Annotated in this window: 13 protein-coding genes and 5 pseudogenes; all 18 read left to right on the top strand. The window is 60.3% G+C overall.

Annotated elements, in window-relative coordinates; all coding sequences use genetic code 11:
- Window positions 1-2: 2 nt before the first annotated feature.
- Complete coding sequence (locus JCM15764_RS10035; protein WP_054695264.1) at window positions 3-1,037, top strand: hypothetical protein; 1,035 nt, start codon at window positions 3-5, stop codon at window positions 1,035-1,037.
- Between the two features lie 355 nt (window positions 1,038-1,392).
- Window positions 1,393-2,037 carry a hypothetical protein gene (locus JCM15764_RS10030; protein WP_054695261.1) on the top strand — a complete coding sequence of 215 codons (645 nt, stop codon included), beginning with the start codon at window positions 1,393-1,395 and terminating at the stop codon, window positions 2,035-2,037.
- Window positions 1,935-2,192, top strand: a pseudogene (locus JCM15764_RS28150) (cadherin repeat domain-containing protein); the annotation flags it as partial. The gene JCM15764_RS10030 and the pseudogene JCM15764_RS28150, both read left to right, overlap by 103 nt.
- 45 nt (window positions 2,193-2,237) lie before the next feature.
- The gene (locus JCM15764_RS10025; protein WP_054695258.1) at window positions 2,238-4,373 is read left to right on the top strand and encodes a cadherin domain-containing protein; all 2,136 of its coding nucleotides are present in this window, start codon (window positions 2,238-2,240) and stop codon (window positions 4,371-4,373) included.
- Between the two features lie 82 nt (window positions 4,374-4,455).
- Window positions 4,456-4,881 (top strand): hypothetical protein, encoded by a 426-nt coding sequence (locus JCM15764_RS10020; RefSeq protein ID WP_054695255.1) that lies wholly within the window; start codon window positions 4,456-4,458, stop codon window positions 4,879-4,881.
- Between the two features lie 103 nt (window positions 4,882-4,984).
- A complete protein-coding gene (locus JCM15764_RS10015; protein ID WP_054695252.1) occupies window positions 4,985-5,830 on the top strand; it encodes a tetratricopeptide repeat protein in 846 nt (281 codons plus the stop codon).
- The gene (locus JCM15764_RS10010; protein WP_054695250.1) at window positions 5,766-6,452 is read left to right on the top strand and encodes a tetratricopeptide repeat protein; all 687 of its coding nucleotides are present in this window, start codon (window positions 5,766-5,768) and stop codon (window positions 6,450-6,452) included. The genes JCM15764_RS10015 and JCM15764_RS10010 overlap by 65 nt, the downstream gene beginning before the upstream one ends.
- Window positions 6,401-7,252, top strand: coding sequence for a sulfotransferase family protein (locus JCM15764_RS10005; protein ID WP_243688715.1), 852 nt, complete (start codon window positions 6,401-6,403; stop codon window positions 7,250-7,252). The genes JCM15764_RS10010 and JCM15764_RS10005 overlap by 52 nt, the downstream gene beginning before the upstream one ends.
- 4 nt (window positions 7,253-7,256) lie before the next feature.
- Complete coding sequence (locus tag JCM15764_RS10000; RefSeq protein WP_054695244.1) at window positions 7,257-7,673, top strand: tetratricopeptide repeat protein; 417 nt, start codon at window positions 7,257-7,259, stop codon at window positions 7,671-7,673.
- Window positions 7,576-8,139 (top strand): annotated as a pseudogene (locus tag JCM15764_RS30615) (TolC family protein); the annotation flags it as partial. The gene JCM15764_RS10000 and the pseudogene JCM15764_RS30615, both read left to right, overlap by 98 nt.
- Before the next feature lie 530 nt (window positions 8,140-8,669).
- Entirely contained in the window at window positions 8,670-8,843 is a 174-nt protein-coding gene (locus tag JCM15764_RS28145) for a TolC family protein (RefSeq protein WP_369412294.1), read from the top strand.
- Window positions 8,840-10,058, top strand: a pseudogene (locus tag JCM15764_RS28140) (ABC transporter transmembrane domain-containing protein); the annotation flags it as partial. The gene JCM15764_RS28145 and the pseudogene JCM15764_RS28140, both read left to right, overlap by 4 nt.
- A gap of 113 nt (window positions 10,059-10,171) precedes the next feature.
- Window positions 10,172-11,002, top strand: a complete 831-nt coding sequence (locus tag JCM15764_RS22805) for an ATP-binding cassette domain-containing protein (protein WP_369412293.1) — start codon at window positions 10,172-10,174, stop codon at window positions 11,000-11,002.
- Between the two features lie 62 nt (window positions 11,003-11,064).
- Window positions 11,065-12,180: an HlyD family type I secretion periplasmic adaptor subunit gene (locus tag JCM15764_RS09985; protein ID WP_243688712.1), complete on the top strand. Its 1,116-nt coding sequence runs from the start codon at window positions 11,065-11,067 to the stop codon at window positions 12,178-12,180.
- 112 nt (window positions 12,181-12,292) lie between these two features.
- On the top strand, window positions 12,293-13,810 hold the full coding sequence (locus JCM15764_RS09980; RefSeq protein ID WP_243688711.1) for a S10 family peptidase: 1,518 nt from the start codon (window positions 12,293-12,295) through the stop codon (window positions 13,808-13,810).
- Between the two features lie 153 nt (window positions 13,811-13,963).
- Window positions 13,964-14,209: a hypothetical protein gene (locus JCM15764_RS22800; protein WP_243688710.1), complete on the top strand. Its 246-nt coding sequence runs from the start codon at window positions 13,964-13,966 to the stop codon at window positions 14,207-14,209.
- Window positions 14,104-14,918 (top strand): annotated as a pseudogene (locus JCM15764_RS22790) (anaerobic carbon-monoxide dehydrogenase catalytic subunit). The gene JCM15764_RS22800 and the pseudogene JCM15764_RS22790 overlap by 106 nt, the downstream one beginning before the upstream one ends.
- Window positions 14,849-15,502 (top strand): annotated as a pseudogene (locus tag JCM15764_RS26445) (anaerobic carbon-monoxide dehydrogenase catalytic subunit); the annotation flags it as partial. The pseudogenes JCM15764_RS22790 and JCM15764_RS26445, both read left to right, overlap by 70 nt.
- Between the last annotated feature and the right edge of the window lie 11 nt (window positions 15,503-15,513).

Here is a 15,513-nt window from a genome sequence, read left to right as displayed (position 1 = left end):
CCATGATCCATTGTCCGTTCCTGATACGTCGGCGGCCGCGACCGGGCCTGGCTGCCTGTTGCCGCGCTGCTATCCTGGCTGTGGCCATTTTCCTGCTCGGTCAGGCTGCTGCCGTGTCAGCGCCTGCCGGCATGGTGCTTGAGGAAGGCACAGCCTACGGCGCTGCCCCAGAGCAGTCGATCCAGGACGGCCTTTCCGATTCCGAAGACAGCGTCTCATTGCCGCTCCTCGGTACGGTCGAGACCTCCCGGCTGTCGTTGCCGGTGCTGACCCTTGTCATTGCCGGGCTCGACAGCTTCAACCCGTGTGCCTTCTTCGTGCTTTTCTTCCTCCTTTCGCTCCTTTTGCACGCCCATTCCCGCAAGCGGATGGTGATCATCGGCGGCATTTTCGTGCTCTTCTCGGGTCTCCTCTACTTCGTCTTCATGGCTGCCTGGCTCAATTTCTTTCTGCTGGTTGGGCGGCTGAAGTATATTGCCGCCGTTGCCGGGGCCGTCGCCATCGTCATCGCTACCATCAACATCAAGGATTACTTTTTCTTCAAGCGCGGCATCTCCCTGACCATTCCGGAACAGGCCAAGCCGAGGCTGTTCGAGCGGATGCGCAACATCATGCGCGCCGGGTCGGTGCCCGCCATGCTTGCCGCCACAATCTTCCTGGCGTTTACCGCAAACCTTTACGAGCTGATCTGTACCGCCGGATTCCCCATGATCTATACGCGTGCACTCACCCTGCAGCCCCTGCCGATGCCGGTCTATTATCTTTACCTGGCCCTGTACAACGTGGTGTATGTCATCCCCCTCGCCGGCATCGTCGCCCTGTTCGCCGTCACCCTCGGCAGCCGCAGGCTGAGCGAACGGCACGGGCGGGTCCTCAAGCTTTTGTCCGGGGTGATGATGTTCCTTCTCGGGCTCATTCTCCTCATCAAGCCACACCTGCTTGCGAGTGCCGTCGCATCCGCGGCCGTGCTCGTAGTAGCGCTGGTCACTTCATGGCTCATCGTTCGGCTTGCCCCGCAAAACAAGGAAGAAACGTAAAATTAAAAAGGGGAAAACTGATCGAACCATCAGCCTCTCTCCTCACTTGCGGATTAAACGTTGCGTCGTTGCGCCGTCGCGTGAAACTGCTCAGGTTGATGCTCGCTGTGGCCTGCGCTGAAGCGGTCTCGCGGCTTCGATCACCTCTTCCGCCTGCCGCTTTGCCCCATGCAGCCTCTCTGTAATTTTTCCCTTTGACATTTAGTACTAACACTTTATTATTAGTTTCTAACTAATACTATTTTATTTTTACCGTCACCCTTATCGTTCACTCCTTTGGGTGAACCGGCTCGGTTAAAGTTTTTGTTCGCTACGTAGGCCTTCTACGAGCTTCCATGCATTGAGGAGGATGGTCATGGCAAAAAAAATTGTCACCGATGAGGCAAAGCTCACTTCCGGAATGATCGCCGTCAGGGAAAAGGGAGGTTATGCCATTCCGGTCGCGCCGGGCGACAGAGGGACGCAGGCATTTTCTCCGTCCATGGTCAAGAAGGCTTTCGGGAAAGTCGGGCCTGAAGACCAGCCGCAGGCTGATGAGAAGACGATCGTTGCGGCTGTCGAAGGAAAAGAAGCCGATGGTGCCGTGACCGCAGCCCTGCCGGTACAGGCAGAGACTGCAGAACCACGGCCTGCTCCCGGCAGCGACATAGCCAAGACCGGCGATAAGAATGAAGACCAGTCCAGCGGCAACGGAGGCTGGTGGCTGCTGGGGGGAGCCGGCCTGGCGGCAGTAGCCACGGGGATCGGCCTCGCTTTTTCCGGGGATGACAGCGATGGCTCGCCCCAGGGCATGCACAGCAATGACACGGAGGTCTTCAACCCCGCAAACCCGGGGTCCAGCCCTGCCAACCCGGGGTCCAGCCCTGCCAACCCGGGGTCCAGCCCTGCCAACCCGGGATCCAGCCCTGCCAACTCGGGGTCCAATCCTGCCAATTTTGCGCCGAATCTGGCAACTACGCCGTTATCCTTGCCGAAAACAGCGCCAAGGGTTCGCCGGTAGGAAAGGTATCCGCTACCGACGCCGACGGCGATACGATTACCTACACCATAATCGCCGGAAACGACAATGGCGCCTTTGCCATCGATGCCGCCAGTGGGGCAATCACCGTTGCCGACGCCTCAAAGCTCGATTTCGAAACCATCCGGGAATTTACCCTCACCGTCCAGGCATCGGACGGCAGGTTAAGCGATACGGGCACGGTGACCATCAACCTCACCGACCGCAACGACAACGCCCCGGTCATCACTTCCGGCAGCAGCGGTACCGTCGCCGAAAATGCCACCACGGATACTGTCATCTACCAGGCTGCAGCTCGGGATGCGGATACCGAAACCACCATCACTTACAGCCTCAAGCCAGGAGAAGACGCCTCCCTGCTCACCATCGATCCCGGCAGCGGCGCAGTCACCCTCAATAACAGCGCCGATTTCGAGACAAAGACTTCCTACACCTTCACCGTCATCGCCGACGACGGCGCCAACAGCACCGAACAAGGAATTACGGTCAATGTAGTAAACCTCAACGACAACGCCCCCGTCATTACTTCCGGCGCAATGGGCAGCGTCACCGAAAACGCCCCCACCGGCACCGTCATCTACCAGGCAACCGCCGCCGATGCCGATGAAGGCTCCGTCCTCACCTACAGCCTCAAGGCAGGAGGAGATGCGGATCAGTTGAACATTGATGCCGGCAGCGGCGCCGTCACTCTCCGCAACCCCGCCGACTTCGAGACGAGGCCTGGCTACAGCTTTACCGTGATCGTCAACGACGGCCTTTACAGTGCCGAGCAAGGGGTAACTGTCGGGGTTGTAGACGTGAACGAAGCGCCGGTTATCACCAGCAACGGCGGCGGGGCAACGGCAGCCATGAGCGTTGCGGAAAACCAGACCGCCGTCACCACCGTCACCTCGACAGACGAGGATGCAGGGGACAGCAAAACCTTCAGCATCACCGGCGGAGCAGATCGCGCACTGTTCACCATCGATTCCGTCACCGGGGTGCTGACCTTCCTGGTTGCTCCGGATCACGAAGCTCGGGCCGATGCCGACAACAACAATATTTATGATGTTCAGGTCTCCGTAACCGACACCGGTGGACTCACCGATTCGCAGGATCTGACAGTAACCGTAACCGATATCAGAGAGCACTTTGTGGTGGAAGCATCCGGCGCCTGGGTCGACCTCAATGCCAACGGTATGCGGGACGGGTCCGACACGACCAGGGCAGACTTTACCCCGGGCACCGGAAATTTCGACCTTTCAGCAATCCATGGGGTCATCCATTACAATAATGTCCCGACCGCTGCCATCAACCTTGCCGGTTTCAGTGCCGACGACAGGATAGAGATGGATGCCCGGGCATTCATCGACAATGGCCATGAGGCACTGCAAATCCTCACCAGGCCCAACATCAAGACCCTCGATGCTATTACCGCTTATGGAGCCAGTCACATGGGTAGTACCAGCAATGCATTGGTTGCCTTGAACAATGGCGCCGGGACCCGGTATCACAACAACCACACCTATGTGAACATTTCAGCCAAAGCCCGCTCGGTGGATGCCGGCCTGAGCCTGCATGGCCTTGCCGGCAGCCCGCGCAGTCTGGATTTCAGCAGTAAAGACGGTCTTATGACCATGAGAGGTCACCTGGCATCGCAGCTTTCCCCCGATTTGCTGCTGCAGCAAGCGGTGGACTTCGTCAACATTCCCGCACCGACGACCATACAGGTGATCGTGGAGCGCAACGGGGCTATAATCGACACCGACGGCGACGGCGTATGGGACGTGGGTGAAGACCGGCCGGCTGTTTTCGGTGCAGGTGGCAATGCCGATCTGACAGGGGGCAAGCCGGTAACCATCCATTTCAACGACATCCCACAAGACACCCTGAACCTGACCGGCTTCGGCGCCGACGACAAACTGGAGCTGGATATCCAGGAACTGCAGGGAAACGATATACTCAGGTCTGCCACCCGGCTGAAATCCCTCTCGGCGCTCACCTCCATAACTGGTCTCATGACACCATTCCGGATCACCTATGCCTTCAACTCCCAATCTCTCCAGCCGGTGCGTCTTACCGTGCGGGAATCGCCGCTCTCGACTCCATTCAATGGGCAACCGGCCGATGCTCACGCCATCATGCGCATTGCGGAGATGGGAAACACCATAAACGGCAAAAGGAGCGGGGCCTTTGCCTACTGGACCGACTCGGCCAATGCCCTGAATGATGCCCGCCAGATTCTGCCCGGCTATACGGGGAACAATACTGCGGCCGTGCTTGCCACCCTCAACTCGGACGCCCCCCACGGTGGCTGGTGGATTTCGTCTGGCCGGTAAATGTGGTGATCGACGGCACCGGCAGCTGGACAGACACCAATGGCAATGGCCTGCGGGAAGCCGGCGAAAAGGCTGCTGCGACTTGACCGATATCTTAGGCTCCGCTCCCGTCACCGTTCACCTGAACGGCATGCCGAATGATCCCCTTGACTTCAGCGGCTTTGGTTCCGACGACATGCTGGTGATAGATATCGATGCCTTGCGTTACGGCAACGGCAGTAAACTGCTGGCATCTCAGCCGGAAAATGCCGCCATTCCTTGGACCGATGGGGACGCTTTCAGCGGTGGATACTATGGCACGGCCGGCGGCAAGGCCGCCGTTTTCCTCATGGGCAGCTCGCTGATGCTGGGTCATTCGACTCAAAAGACCACTCCCTCCGGATCTTTCATGACGCAGCAATATTACGCCGCCACCGGAACGCAGGAGGGGGCCATTGCCATCAATGCCGGAGCCCTTGCCCATCATTTCGATCAGGTCGTCTTTGTCGATTCCGGCGTGGGTCCTTAATCCGTCCCGCTTCCACTGGTCTCTGCCCGCACCGCCATCGGTGCGGGCATCATTCTTCCTGATCCCGCAATGTCAACACCCTTCTTTCCACCCGGAGCGACAGATGACAGATTCTGCCCCACCCCCAGTCAGTTCCCTGGATCCGCGCCTGGCACAAGTGCTGAACCTTTTGCAGACCGGTCAGACCGGGGAGGCAATGGAGCAGGCGGACAAACTGGCGGTCTTGATTGAACTGAAACGGCCGGCGCGTGCCTTTTACGCCCTTGCCGCAGCCATGGACAATGAACAGGAAAAGGCCATGGCGGCACTGGCCGAATTTCCAACTCCTTCCGACCTTGACAACGGAGAAGCACTGCTGTCAGTGGGAAGCGCCTGGTTCCGGCTGGGGGAGCCCGGTACTGCGATACCCTTTCTTTATCGCGCGCGAAGAGGTCACGAAAAACACCCAATGATAGCGGCCCGGCTCGGGGCATGCCTGCTGGCTGCAGGGCGGATACCGGAGGCGCTGCCGATGCTGGAGCAGGCGGTGGAGCTGTTGCCGAATTCGGGAGGCGCCTGGCTGAACCTGGCGCGGGTCTATCTGGCTGTTGGCGAGGCGGCTAAGGCATTGGGCGCCCTTGACATGGCTGCGTCCCTTCCGGACAAGGACCAGCGTCTCTATATGATGTCCCATATGGAGGCCCTCTCATCTCTTGAACGGCACGATGAAGCTGAATTGTTGATGCGCCAGGCTGCGGAAAGCGGCGAGCAGGGGGCGACAGCGGCCCTGGTGCATATGCTGGGAGCAAGGGGAAAGCACGACGAGGCGTGGCATCTGCTGAAGGATTCTCTGGAAACGAAGCCTGACGACACAGCTCATGGAACTCGCTGCAGAGTTGGCACAGGTGCGCGGCCGCTTTGGCGAAGCGGCCCATTGGCTGAAGCAGGCAATCGAGAAACAGCCGGATAACTCCGGCCTCTGGTCCCGACTGGCAATGATGGGCAGCCGCCTGGGGAACAAGATCGCCAGGGAAGCCGCGAACAGGGCGCTGGAGTTGACGGGAGGCAAAAGCGGCTTATCCCGTGCACATGCTCTTACTGCCCATGCCCATGTGCTGGCGGAAAACGATGAGCTTATCCTTGCTGAAGCAGGTTACCGTGAGGCGCTTGCCCAGGCGCCCCAGTTTGCACCGGCACTGGTTGGACTGGGGCAACTGCTCATGCAGCGGGGACATGTTGACCAAGCAATGAAGCTTTACGAGGATCTGAAAAAAGTCGCTCCGCTACAGGGGTGGAGCCAGCTGATCCAGGCCCGGAAGGTACCGGACGATTCGAAGGTTCTGGAACAGATGGCGCTGGCGGCGCGGAGACCGAGCCTGGAAGGACCGGTGCAGTCACATCTGCTGTTTACCCTGCAACAGCCTGGGAAAAGAAAAAAGAGTATGACAAAGCCTGGCAGTTTGCCGTCGACGCCAATACAGCGGCCAAGGAACATCTTCTCTATCGTCCCGAGCATCATCGGGCCCACGTGGAAAGGGAGATGGCCAGGTTTTCGCCCGAATTCATGCAGAGCCGCGCCGGTTATGGAATAGAAAGCCGGGTCCCCACCTTTGTCCTCGGTATGCCCCGTTCGGGGACGACCCTGGTGGAACAGATCCTGGGGAGCCACAGCAGAGTCTACGGCGCCGGCGAACTGTCCCTGGTTCCGGAGCTGATCCGGAAGTTGAATGCCTGGGAGATTAAGCTGGGCACCAGGCGCAGCTACCCGGAGTGCATCGATGACCTGGGGAAGGATGAATCGAGACGCTTCGCCGAAAGGCACCTGGCCGAACTGCAGGCCTATGCGCCAGGGGCCGAAAGGGTGGTGGACAAGCTTCCCCATAACTTCGAGCATGTGGGCCTTATCAAGCTCCTGTTTCCCAATGCCCGGATCCTGCACCTTAAGCGAGAGCCGCGGGATGTGGCCATGTCCAACTATTTCGTCGATTATGCCGCCAAGTTCGGCGGCATGGGCTTCGCCTACGACCTTTCCTGGATCGGTGAGCAGCTGGTGGATCACCAGCGCCTGATGAACCACTGGCACCGGGTTTTTCCGGGGCAGATCCTCGATGTGGATTACGATGCCCTGGTGGAGGACGTGGAGGGATGGGCGCACCGCATCATCGACTATCTGGAACTGCCGTGGGAGGAGGAGGTGCTCGCCTTCCAGGAGCTTGACCGGGCGGTGAAGACCGCTTCCGTGTGGCAGGTGCGCCAGCCTGTCTATACCACGTCGAAGGCAAAATGGAAGCGGTACGCGGAACATCTGGAGCCCTTGGAAAACGTACTGGCCGACATCCCGCCCATGCCTGAGCCCCTTCCGCTCTCCCGTATCCCGGCAGCTCTTCCTTGACGGGATGGCACACCTCCAGGCCGGAAGGACGGCTGAGGCAGAAGCCGCCTTCCGGGCCCTTATTCTGGCACGCCCCGCCCACGCAGCAGCCCACCATTTTCTCGGGGCGGCCCTGTTTCAGCAGCAGAAACTGGTCGAGGCGAGAAAAGAAATGCGCCGCTCCATAGAGCTGCTGGCCGACCATCAGCCGTGGCTGGAAAACCTCCTGGCGGTTGAGAAGGCGCTGGGGAACGCGGGCGAGGTCGAAAAACTGACCGGGGCCATCGACAACCGTACCTGTCGACGCGGCTCCGGAGAGACCCCCCCGCAATCGGTGACGCCTGATGACACTGTGGCGCCGCGCTCTGCTGCTCTGTTTGTTCACTTTCCCGATGCCGGCTGGACCGCTTGCTGCCCAAGATATTCCTGCATCACGCGCTGATGGCATCGTAGCCGCCATGCGCAATGCCGTCACCCTGCACCCGAGCATCAAAAGCAGGCTCGATGAACTGGGCGCCCTCGGCCTGGATCTACAGTCGGAAAAAGCACGCCGTTACCCATCCCTGTCCCTGCAGGCCCAGGCTTTGACCAATGACCAGTCGCAGGTCTTCGCCCGCGTTCAGCAGCCCCTCTGGGTCGGAGGGCGCATTGACGGCGCAATCGACAAGGCAGGGATGAGGCTGCGCTCAGGCCATATATCGCTCCTGACACTGCAGCGCCAGCTCATGGAAGAAACCGCCTCGGCCTATGCCGTACTGATGGGCTACCGGCAGCGCCTGGCAGCCGCCGAACAAAACGTACAGGAGCATGAAAAACTGCTGGGTCTCATCTCCCGCCGCCAAGCCGGCAGCATCGCATCCGAAGCCGATGTCCGCCTGGCACGCTCCAGGCTGGCCCTGGCCGTTGCCCAGCGGGAACAGCTGAAAGGGCAGCTGCAGCGTGCGCTGACGGATCTGCAGGCCCTGACCCAGGAGCCGATGGAAAGCCTTCTGCCCATACCGGACACGCTCACGGCACTCCCGGAGCCAGCCGGCATTGTTGCCGGCGTGGTAGAAGCTTCAGCCACAGTGCGCCAGCGGCAGGCTGATGTGGAAGTGGTACGGACCGAGGTAAACCTGCGCCGGGCCGATCTGATGCCAAGCCTCTATGCCCGGTTCGACCAGGATATCTATTCGAAAAACGGGGTCAGGGAACTGCCGGTGGAAACCAAGGCCGGGCTGGTCCTGGAGGGAAATATTGAAGGAGCCGGTTTTGCGGGATGGAAGCGGATCAAGTCCGCGAACGCCCGGGTCGAAGCTGCCCGCAAAGAGGTCGAGACCGCCCGCAATGACGCCAGGCGCCGTGCCCAGGCGCTCCTTGCGGAAACGGAGTCGCTGCGGAGCGTTATGCAGAGCAATGAGCTGCTGGTGACGGCAACGGAGGAAACCCTGCTTCATTCATGCGCCAGTATGACGCGGGGCGAAAGACGTGGGTCGATGTGCTCAATGCCCAGCGGGAATTGTCCGATGCCCGGCTCGCTTTGGAGCAGACCAGGAGCTCTTTTCAGGAAAACAGCCTGCGTCTGGCGGTACTGCTGGGAAGACTCGATGGGACCATAGGAATACAACCATGATGGGACAGGATGGTATGGAAAACAGAGACAGGGGTAAAGAGCTGCGTGTGACGGCGATCAAGCCGGGTGTGCTGGGTAAACTGCTGGTCATGCAAGGGGTTCCGGTGCCGAGCGGCGCACTGGCCCAGGTCTGCCACAAGGTACAGTCGGAGAATGTGGAACTTCCGCCTGTGGAGCGCCTGTCGAGAATCCTTGCAGCAGTGCACCAAAAGGGGGTGCATGTGGCCCAGCTGCGCTGGAGCCGCCTGGACAGACGACATCTACCGGTACTGGCCCTGCACGGGGGGGAGTGGCAGGTTGCCTCCCCTGGCCGTGACGGAACTGTTTCCCTTGCCGGAGAGGACGGAAGCGCCACGGAACTGCCGGCCGGGGAGCTGGCGGATGCGCCGGTTCTGTGGTTGCGGTTTACCGCCAAGGACACCAGCTCCGCCGAATTGCTGAAAAGCGGCGCATCGCGCCTGCTGCTGCAGGAGGTGCTCAAGGAAAAACGCTGGCTTATGGAGGTTGTTTTCGCCACCGTCGTGGTGAACCTGCTGGCAGTGGCCTCCTCCCTCTTTTCCATGCAGGTGTACGACCGGGTCGTGCCGACCCTGGCCTATACGACGCTGACGGCGCTCGTTACCGGCATGGCGATCATCGTGGCGGTCGACTGGGCTTTGAAGTTCATCAGGGCGCGGATTGTGGACACCATGGCCAAGCAGGTGGATGTGGCAATTTCCCAGCGGTTGTTCGAACACGTGATGCGTCTGCGACTGGACTCACGGCCACGCAGCCTCGGCTCCCTTGCCGCCCAGATGAACGGCCTGGAACTGGTGCGGGGCTTCTTCTCCTCGACCATCATCTTTGCCGTGACCGATCTGCTTCTGCCTCTTTTTCATTGCCCTCATCGCCGGTATCGGCGGCCGGGTGAGCCTGGTCTACCTGATCCTGCTGCCGGTGGCATTGGCATGCGGCTGGGTGGCCCAGAGACAGCTTCGGAAACTCGCCCGTCAGGAGATAAACCGGGGTCACGAGCGTCACGGACTGCTGGTGGATATGATCCAGGGCTCGGAAACGATCCAGTCTTCGGGCGCCGGCTGGCGCTTCGCCGAGTCTTGGCGGACCATCACCTCAGCCATGGCCGGATATTCCCTGCGGAGCAGGATCATTTCCAGTACCACCATGACGACCACAGGCACCCTGAGCACCATTGCCTATGTTGCCGCCATGGTAGTGGGGGTGACGCGGATCGAAGTGGGCGATCTCACCACCGGTGGCCTGATCGCCTGCACCATACTGGGGGGAAGGGTCATCAGCCCCATCGCCCAGAGCGTGCAGCTCTTGGTACAATGGCAGCATGTGCGGGAGTCGCTGGTGATGGTCAACCGCCTGCTTTCCTTGGAAACAGACCGCGGGATGACCAGAGCCTGCTCCTTCCCGAAACCCTGCCCGACAGGCTGGATTTCGAGGGTGTCCGTTTCGCCTATCCAAATTCGCCGATCATGCGGCTGCAGCTGCCGGAGCTCCACTTCGCCGCCGGCGACCGGGTGGTATTGCTGGGCCCCAACGGCTGCGGAAAGTCTACGCTCCTCAGGGTGGCGGCGGGTCTGTACCGGCCGAGCGAAGGGCAGGTGCGTCTGGGGGGGGCCGACATCTGGGAGCTGGATACCCAGGTGGTGAACGAGCGGATCGGTTATCTCCCCCAGGACGTCCATCTCTTCAAGGGAACCCTGAAAAGCAACGTGATACTGGGGGGGGGAGCCAGTGACGGAAAACTCCTGGAGGTGGCCGAGTTGCTCGGCATCGACCGTGTCGCCGCCGACAGTCCGCGCAGCATGGAGCTTGAGATCAGCGAAGGGGGCGAGGGCTTGTCCGGCGGACAGCGGCAGCTGGTGGGACTGGCTCGACTGTTCCTCGCCCAGCCGCGGGTCTGGCTGCTCGACGAGCCATCGGCCTCTCTCGATATGGAATCGGAAAACAGGATTCTCGAAGCCATTAAGGATACGGTCCGGCCGACCGATATTTTGCTGATCGCCACCCACAGGCCCCGGCTGACGGTGCTTGCCAACCGGGTTATCCTCATGGGCCGGGGCCGGATCATAGCCGACGGCAAACCTGAAGAAGTGCTTCAGCAGCAGCCGCGCCGGGGACGGCGGCTGGTACAGACGGTGGGGGTCTGATATATGCCGCACTTGTCCGAACATGGCATAAGACCCGCTCTTGGTGGCCATTCGCTGGTCCTGTGGGTGCTCATCGTCGCTCTGGCGGCCACTGTTTTCTGTCTTCCCGCTACCGGATCGACCAGAGTGCACGGGGCGCCGGTACGGTCATCGCCACCAGCAGAGTTCAGGTGATTCAGGCGGTCGACGGGGGGGTGCTTAAATCACTGAAGGTGCGGGAAGGGGATTCGGTCAAGCAGGGGCAGGTGCTTGCGGCACTTGATCAGACCCGCTTTGCCGCCCAGGTCATGGAGCTTGATTCCCGGCTTGCCGCACTGCATGGCCAAGCAGCCAGGCTGCGGGCAGAGGTTGCCGGAGCATCGGAAATAGGTTTTCCATCCAACCTGAGAAGGTTTCCCGAGTTGCTGAATGTCCAGAAGGCCCTTTTCACCCAGAAGCGTCAGAGCCTGGACGAGGAACTGCGCACACTGGGCGTGGCGGTCAGACTGGCCAGAGAGGATGCGCGCCTGGTGGCGGAGCTGGCAAAGACCGGCGACGTGAGCCGCTCCGAGGTCATCAAGGCGGAGCGTGCCCTGAATGATGCCGAAGCGCAGCTGATAAACCGCAAGAACAAATACTATCAGGATGCAAGGGCGGAACTGGCCAAGACCGAGGATGATATCGGCCAGAACGAGCAGGTAAGGACTCCCCGCGCCCAGCAGCTGGCAGACAGTGTCATGAGATCGCCGGTGTCGGGGATCGTAAAGAACGTGCGGGTCACCACCCAGGGGGGGGTGCTGCGTGCCGGGGAGGAACTGCTACAGATCGTGCCGCTGGATGATGTCCTGATCGTGGAGGCGAAGATCAGGCCCTCAGATATTGCCCTGGTGAAGCCTGACCTCAAGGCCACCATCCGCTTCGACGCCTTTGACTATACCATGTACGGCTCCGTGGACGGGACGGTTTCCTATGTGAGTGCGGATACCATCAAGGAAGAGGGAAAAACCGGCGAGCTGACCTATTACCGGGTGCATGTTGCCACCAGCGCCAAACCGGTGAAGACCACAACCGGAAGGACCCTGGAAATTCTCCCCGGCATGACCGCCCAGGTGGATATCCGCACCGGGGATCGGACCGTGCTCGATTACCTCCTGAAGCCGCTGCGCAAGACCCTCACCGAATCAATGGGCGAACGGTAGCTACCTCCAGTCAACGGGAAATACTATTAATGATACCAGGATGGCTCTTAATTTTTGCTCGCAATGGGGGAATTATCGGCTAAACTTAATCAATTTCCATTGGAGGTGGCCTGTGTTTCGTTTTTTCATTCTTGTTGCAGCACTGCTTATCAGCATCCCTTACCCGGCAGGTGCCCATCAGGAACCTGCAGCGGCAGCTGAAGCACCGCCAAGAGAGATGAAACAGGTTGAGGAAAAACCTGTGGTCAGCAGTCATCGGCTCTCGATAGGAAAAAAAGAACTCAGTTACCAGGTCACCGCCGGCCACCTGCCGGTAATTAGCGACAGCGGCGAAACCGAGGCCCGGATCTTCTTCATCGCCTACACCCTGGAAAACCGGCAGCCGGAAAACCGCCGACCACTCCTTTTCGTCTTCAACGGCGGCCCTGGCTCCTCCTCGGTATGGCTGCACCTGGGAACCATCGGCCCAAAGCGGGTGCAGATGCTCCCCGACGGCACCATGCCTCCCCCCCCATACCGGCTCACCGACAACGAATACACCTGGCTCGAACAGGCGGACCTGGTCTTCATCGATCCGGTCGGCACCGGTTACAGCCGGGCGGCCAAGCCTGATCTGGCCAAGAAGTTCAGCTCCGTCCAGGGGGATATCGAGGCAGTGGGCAAATTCATCCGCCTTTACCTGGGGCGTTACGGGCGGTGGAACTCACCGCTGTTTCTGGTGGGAGAAAGCTACGGGGCCTTCCGCGCCGCCGGCCTGGCCGATTACCTCCTTGAACACGGCATCGCCATGAACGGCACCATCCTCATTTCCGCCATCATGAACATGCAGACCGTCTCCTTCGATCCCGGCAACGATCTCCCCTATGCCCTCTACCTCCCCAGTTACACCGCCACCGCCTGGTACCATGGCAAACTCGCTACCCAGGCTGCCGATCCGGATAAAATCCTGCAAGAGGCAGAAGCCTGGGCCGAAAACGAATATCTTACTGCCCTGGCCAAGGGAGACCGGCTCTCGCCGGACGAACGAAAGGCAATCGCCGGCAAGCTCTCCCAGTTCACCGGCCTGAGCCCGGCCTTTATTGAAGGGCGCAACCTGCGCATCGACAGCAGAACTTTCGTCAGGGAGCTCCTCCGTGACCGGCAGCTGGTGACCGGCACCATGGACAGCCGCTTCCTGGCGTCAAATGTGGATCCCTCCTCCCCCCACGGCTTTGACCCCACCGTGGCCACCATCCGCCCCCCCTATACGACCCTGTTCAACGATTATATCCGCAACGAGATCGGCTTCCGGTCGGACATGGAGTATTTCATTCTTGGCGGAGGCATCGGCAGATGGGACTGGGAAGCAAAAAACGGCTATGCCGACACCAGCGAGGACCTACGGGAGGCAATGGCCAAGAATCCTTATATGAAGCTGTTCGTGGCCATGGGCTGCTTCGATCTGGCAACACCTCATTTCTCCACCGAATATACCCTCAACCATCTGGGACTGACACCGGCTCTGCGGAACAACCTCACCATTCGCCGCTACCGGGGGGGTCACATGATGTATCTCGACCTGGCTGCACTGTCCCGGCTGACCAAAGATGTCACCGCCTTCATCGATGATTCTTCGGCAGCAGCGCCCTGACCGGAAAACTCACCCCCACGGCCCGAAAAGTCTTGCCCAGTGAAGCAGTATGTTTACCATTAATTTTTTGTTGACCGGTTTAGTATAGTTTGCTATCTAATTAAACTACTAAACTAATCGTATTAATATATTATCTTATAAGGAGCTAATACCATGTCCCGCAGGCAAGGTTTTCCCACCAAGGCCGATGTAATCGAACGGACCCCTGACCGGGCAGTCAGGGAAATGCTGCAACACATGGGAAAAATCGGCATTGAAACTCCCTTCGATCGCTTTGACACCCAGAAGCCCCACTGCGGCTTCGGCCTCTCGGGTACCTGCTGCAAGAACTGCCACATGGCCCATGCCGCATCACCGCCAAGAGTCCGCGTGGCGTCTGCGGCGCCGACGCCCACCTGATCGTCGCCCGCAACATCCTGCGTTGGACCGCGGCAGGGGTGGCTGCCCATGGTGCACGCGGCCGCGAAGTGATGCTGGCCCTCAAGGGTGCAGCGGATGGTGCTCTGGACCTGCCCATTCTCGGCCCGGACAAGGTGATTGCCACTGCCAAGCCTTCGGCATTTTCGAAGAAGGGAAAACAATCAAAGAACTGGCCGCGGAAATCGCCATGATACTGCTGGACGATCTCTGCCGCACCCTTCCCGGGCCCCACCGGACCCTTGAGGCCATGGCTCCGCCGGAACGATTGCAGGTCTGGCGGGAGCTGGACATCCTGCCAGTGGGAGCCTACCACGAAGTCTTCGAGGCACTGCACCGCACCACCACCGGCACCGACGGCGAGTGGGAGAATGTCACCCGCCAGATGCTGCGCTGCGGCCTGGCCTTTGCCTGGAGCAGCGTCGTCGGGTCGGCCATCGCCATGGACTGCCTCTATGGCCTCCCCAAGCGGAGCAAAATCAGCACCAATCTGGGTGCCATCAGTGAAGACACAGTCAACATAGCTGTCCATGGGCACTCACCGGTACTGGTGGCGGCTATCGTCAAAGCCGCCCGGCGCAGCGACCTGATTGCAGCCGCCGACAAGCGGGAGCCGCCACTATCCGCCTCTATGGCATCTGCTGCTCGGGGCATTCGGCCCTGGCCAAGTTCGGCGATATTACACCACTGACCAACGCCGTGGGGGCGGAACTGGCGCTGGCAACGGGCGCCATCGATCTGTGGGTGGCTGATGTTCAGGATGTCTTTCCCGGCATCATGGACGTGGCTGCATGTTTTCACACCCGGGTCGTTACCACCAGCGATTCGACCCGCTTGCCCGGCGCCGAACATATTGCCTTCGATCACCACCACAGCAACCTGGGTGAGGCCGACACCCTGGCCGAGAGAATCGTCCGGCTCGGCATCCAGGCCTATGGTGGGCGGCAAAGCGGCAAGGTTTTCATCCCTGCTGCCCGCATGGAGGCGGAGGTGGGTTTTTCGGTGGAAAATATCCTCGCTACCTTTGGCGGCGCCGACACTCTCCTGGAGCACCTGAAGAGCGGGAGGATCAGGGGGGTGGTCAATCTGGTGGGGTGCAACAACCCCAAGGTGGTCTATGAAGAGGCGGTGGTCAAGGTTGCCGACGAATTGATAGCCCATGACGTCCTGGCCCTGACCAATGGCTGTGCTGCCTATGCCCTGCTGAAGCTCGGCTTTTGCCTCCCCGCGGGGTTGTCCGGAGCCGGGCCGGGCCTGAACGCCGCCCTGACGCCTCACCATTTGCC

Source organism: Geotalea toluenoxydans JCM 15764 (assembly GCF_001311985.1).
GTDB lineage: Bacteria > Desulfobacterota > Desulfuromonadia > Geobacterales > Geobacteraceae > Geotalea > Geotalea toluenoxydans.
Note: the sequence above shows the minus strand (reverse complement) of the source record. Positions and strands in the feature narration are given on the sequence as shown.

What these genes read in the sequence shown, in the direction of transcription:
- JCM15764_RS10035 (WP_054695264.1), top strand. Translation starts at nt 3, where the DNA reads ATGATCCATTGTCCGTTCCTGATACGTCGGCGGCCGCGACCGGGCCTG.
- JCM15764_RS10030 (WP_054695261.1), top strand. Translation starts at nt 1,393, where the DNA reads ATGGCAAAAAAAATTGTCACCGATGAGGCAAAGCTCACTTCCGGAATG.
- JCM15764_RS10015 (WP_054695252.1), top strand. Translation starts at nt 4,985, where the DNA reads ATGACAGATTCTGCCCCACCCCCAGTCAGTTCCCTGGATCCGCGCCTG.
- JCM15764_RS10005 (WP_243688715.1), top strand. Translation starts at nt 6,401, where the DNA reads ATGGCCAGGTTTTCGCCCGAATTCATGCAGAGCCGCGCCGGTTATGGA.
- JCM15764_RS10000 (WP_054695244.1), top strand. Translation starts at nt 7,257, where the DNA reads ATGGCACACCTCCAGGCCGGAAGGACGGCTGAGGCAGAAGCCGCCTTC.
- JCM15764_RS28145 (WP_369412294.1), top strand. Translation starts at nt 8,670, where the DNA reads ATGCGCCAGTATGACGCGGGGCGAAAGACGTGGGTCGATGTGCTCAAT.
- JCM15764_RS22805 (WP_369412293.1), top strand. Translation starts at nt 10,172, where the DNA reads ATGGCAGCATGTGCGGGAGTCGCTGGTGATGGTCAACCGCCTGCTTTC.
- JCM15764_RS22800 (WP_243688710.1), top strand. Translation starts at nt 13,964, where the DNA reads ATGTCCCGCAGGCAAGGTTTTCCCACCAAGGCCGATGTAATCGAACGG.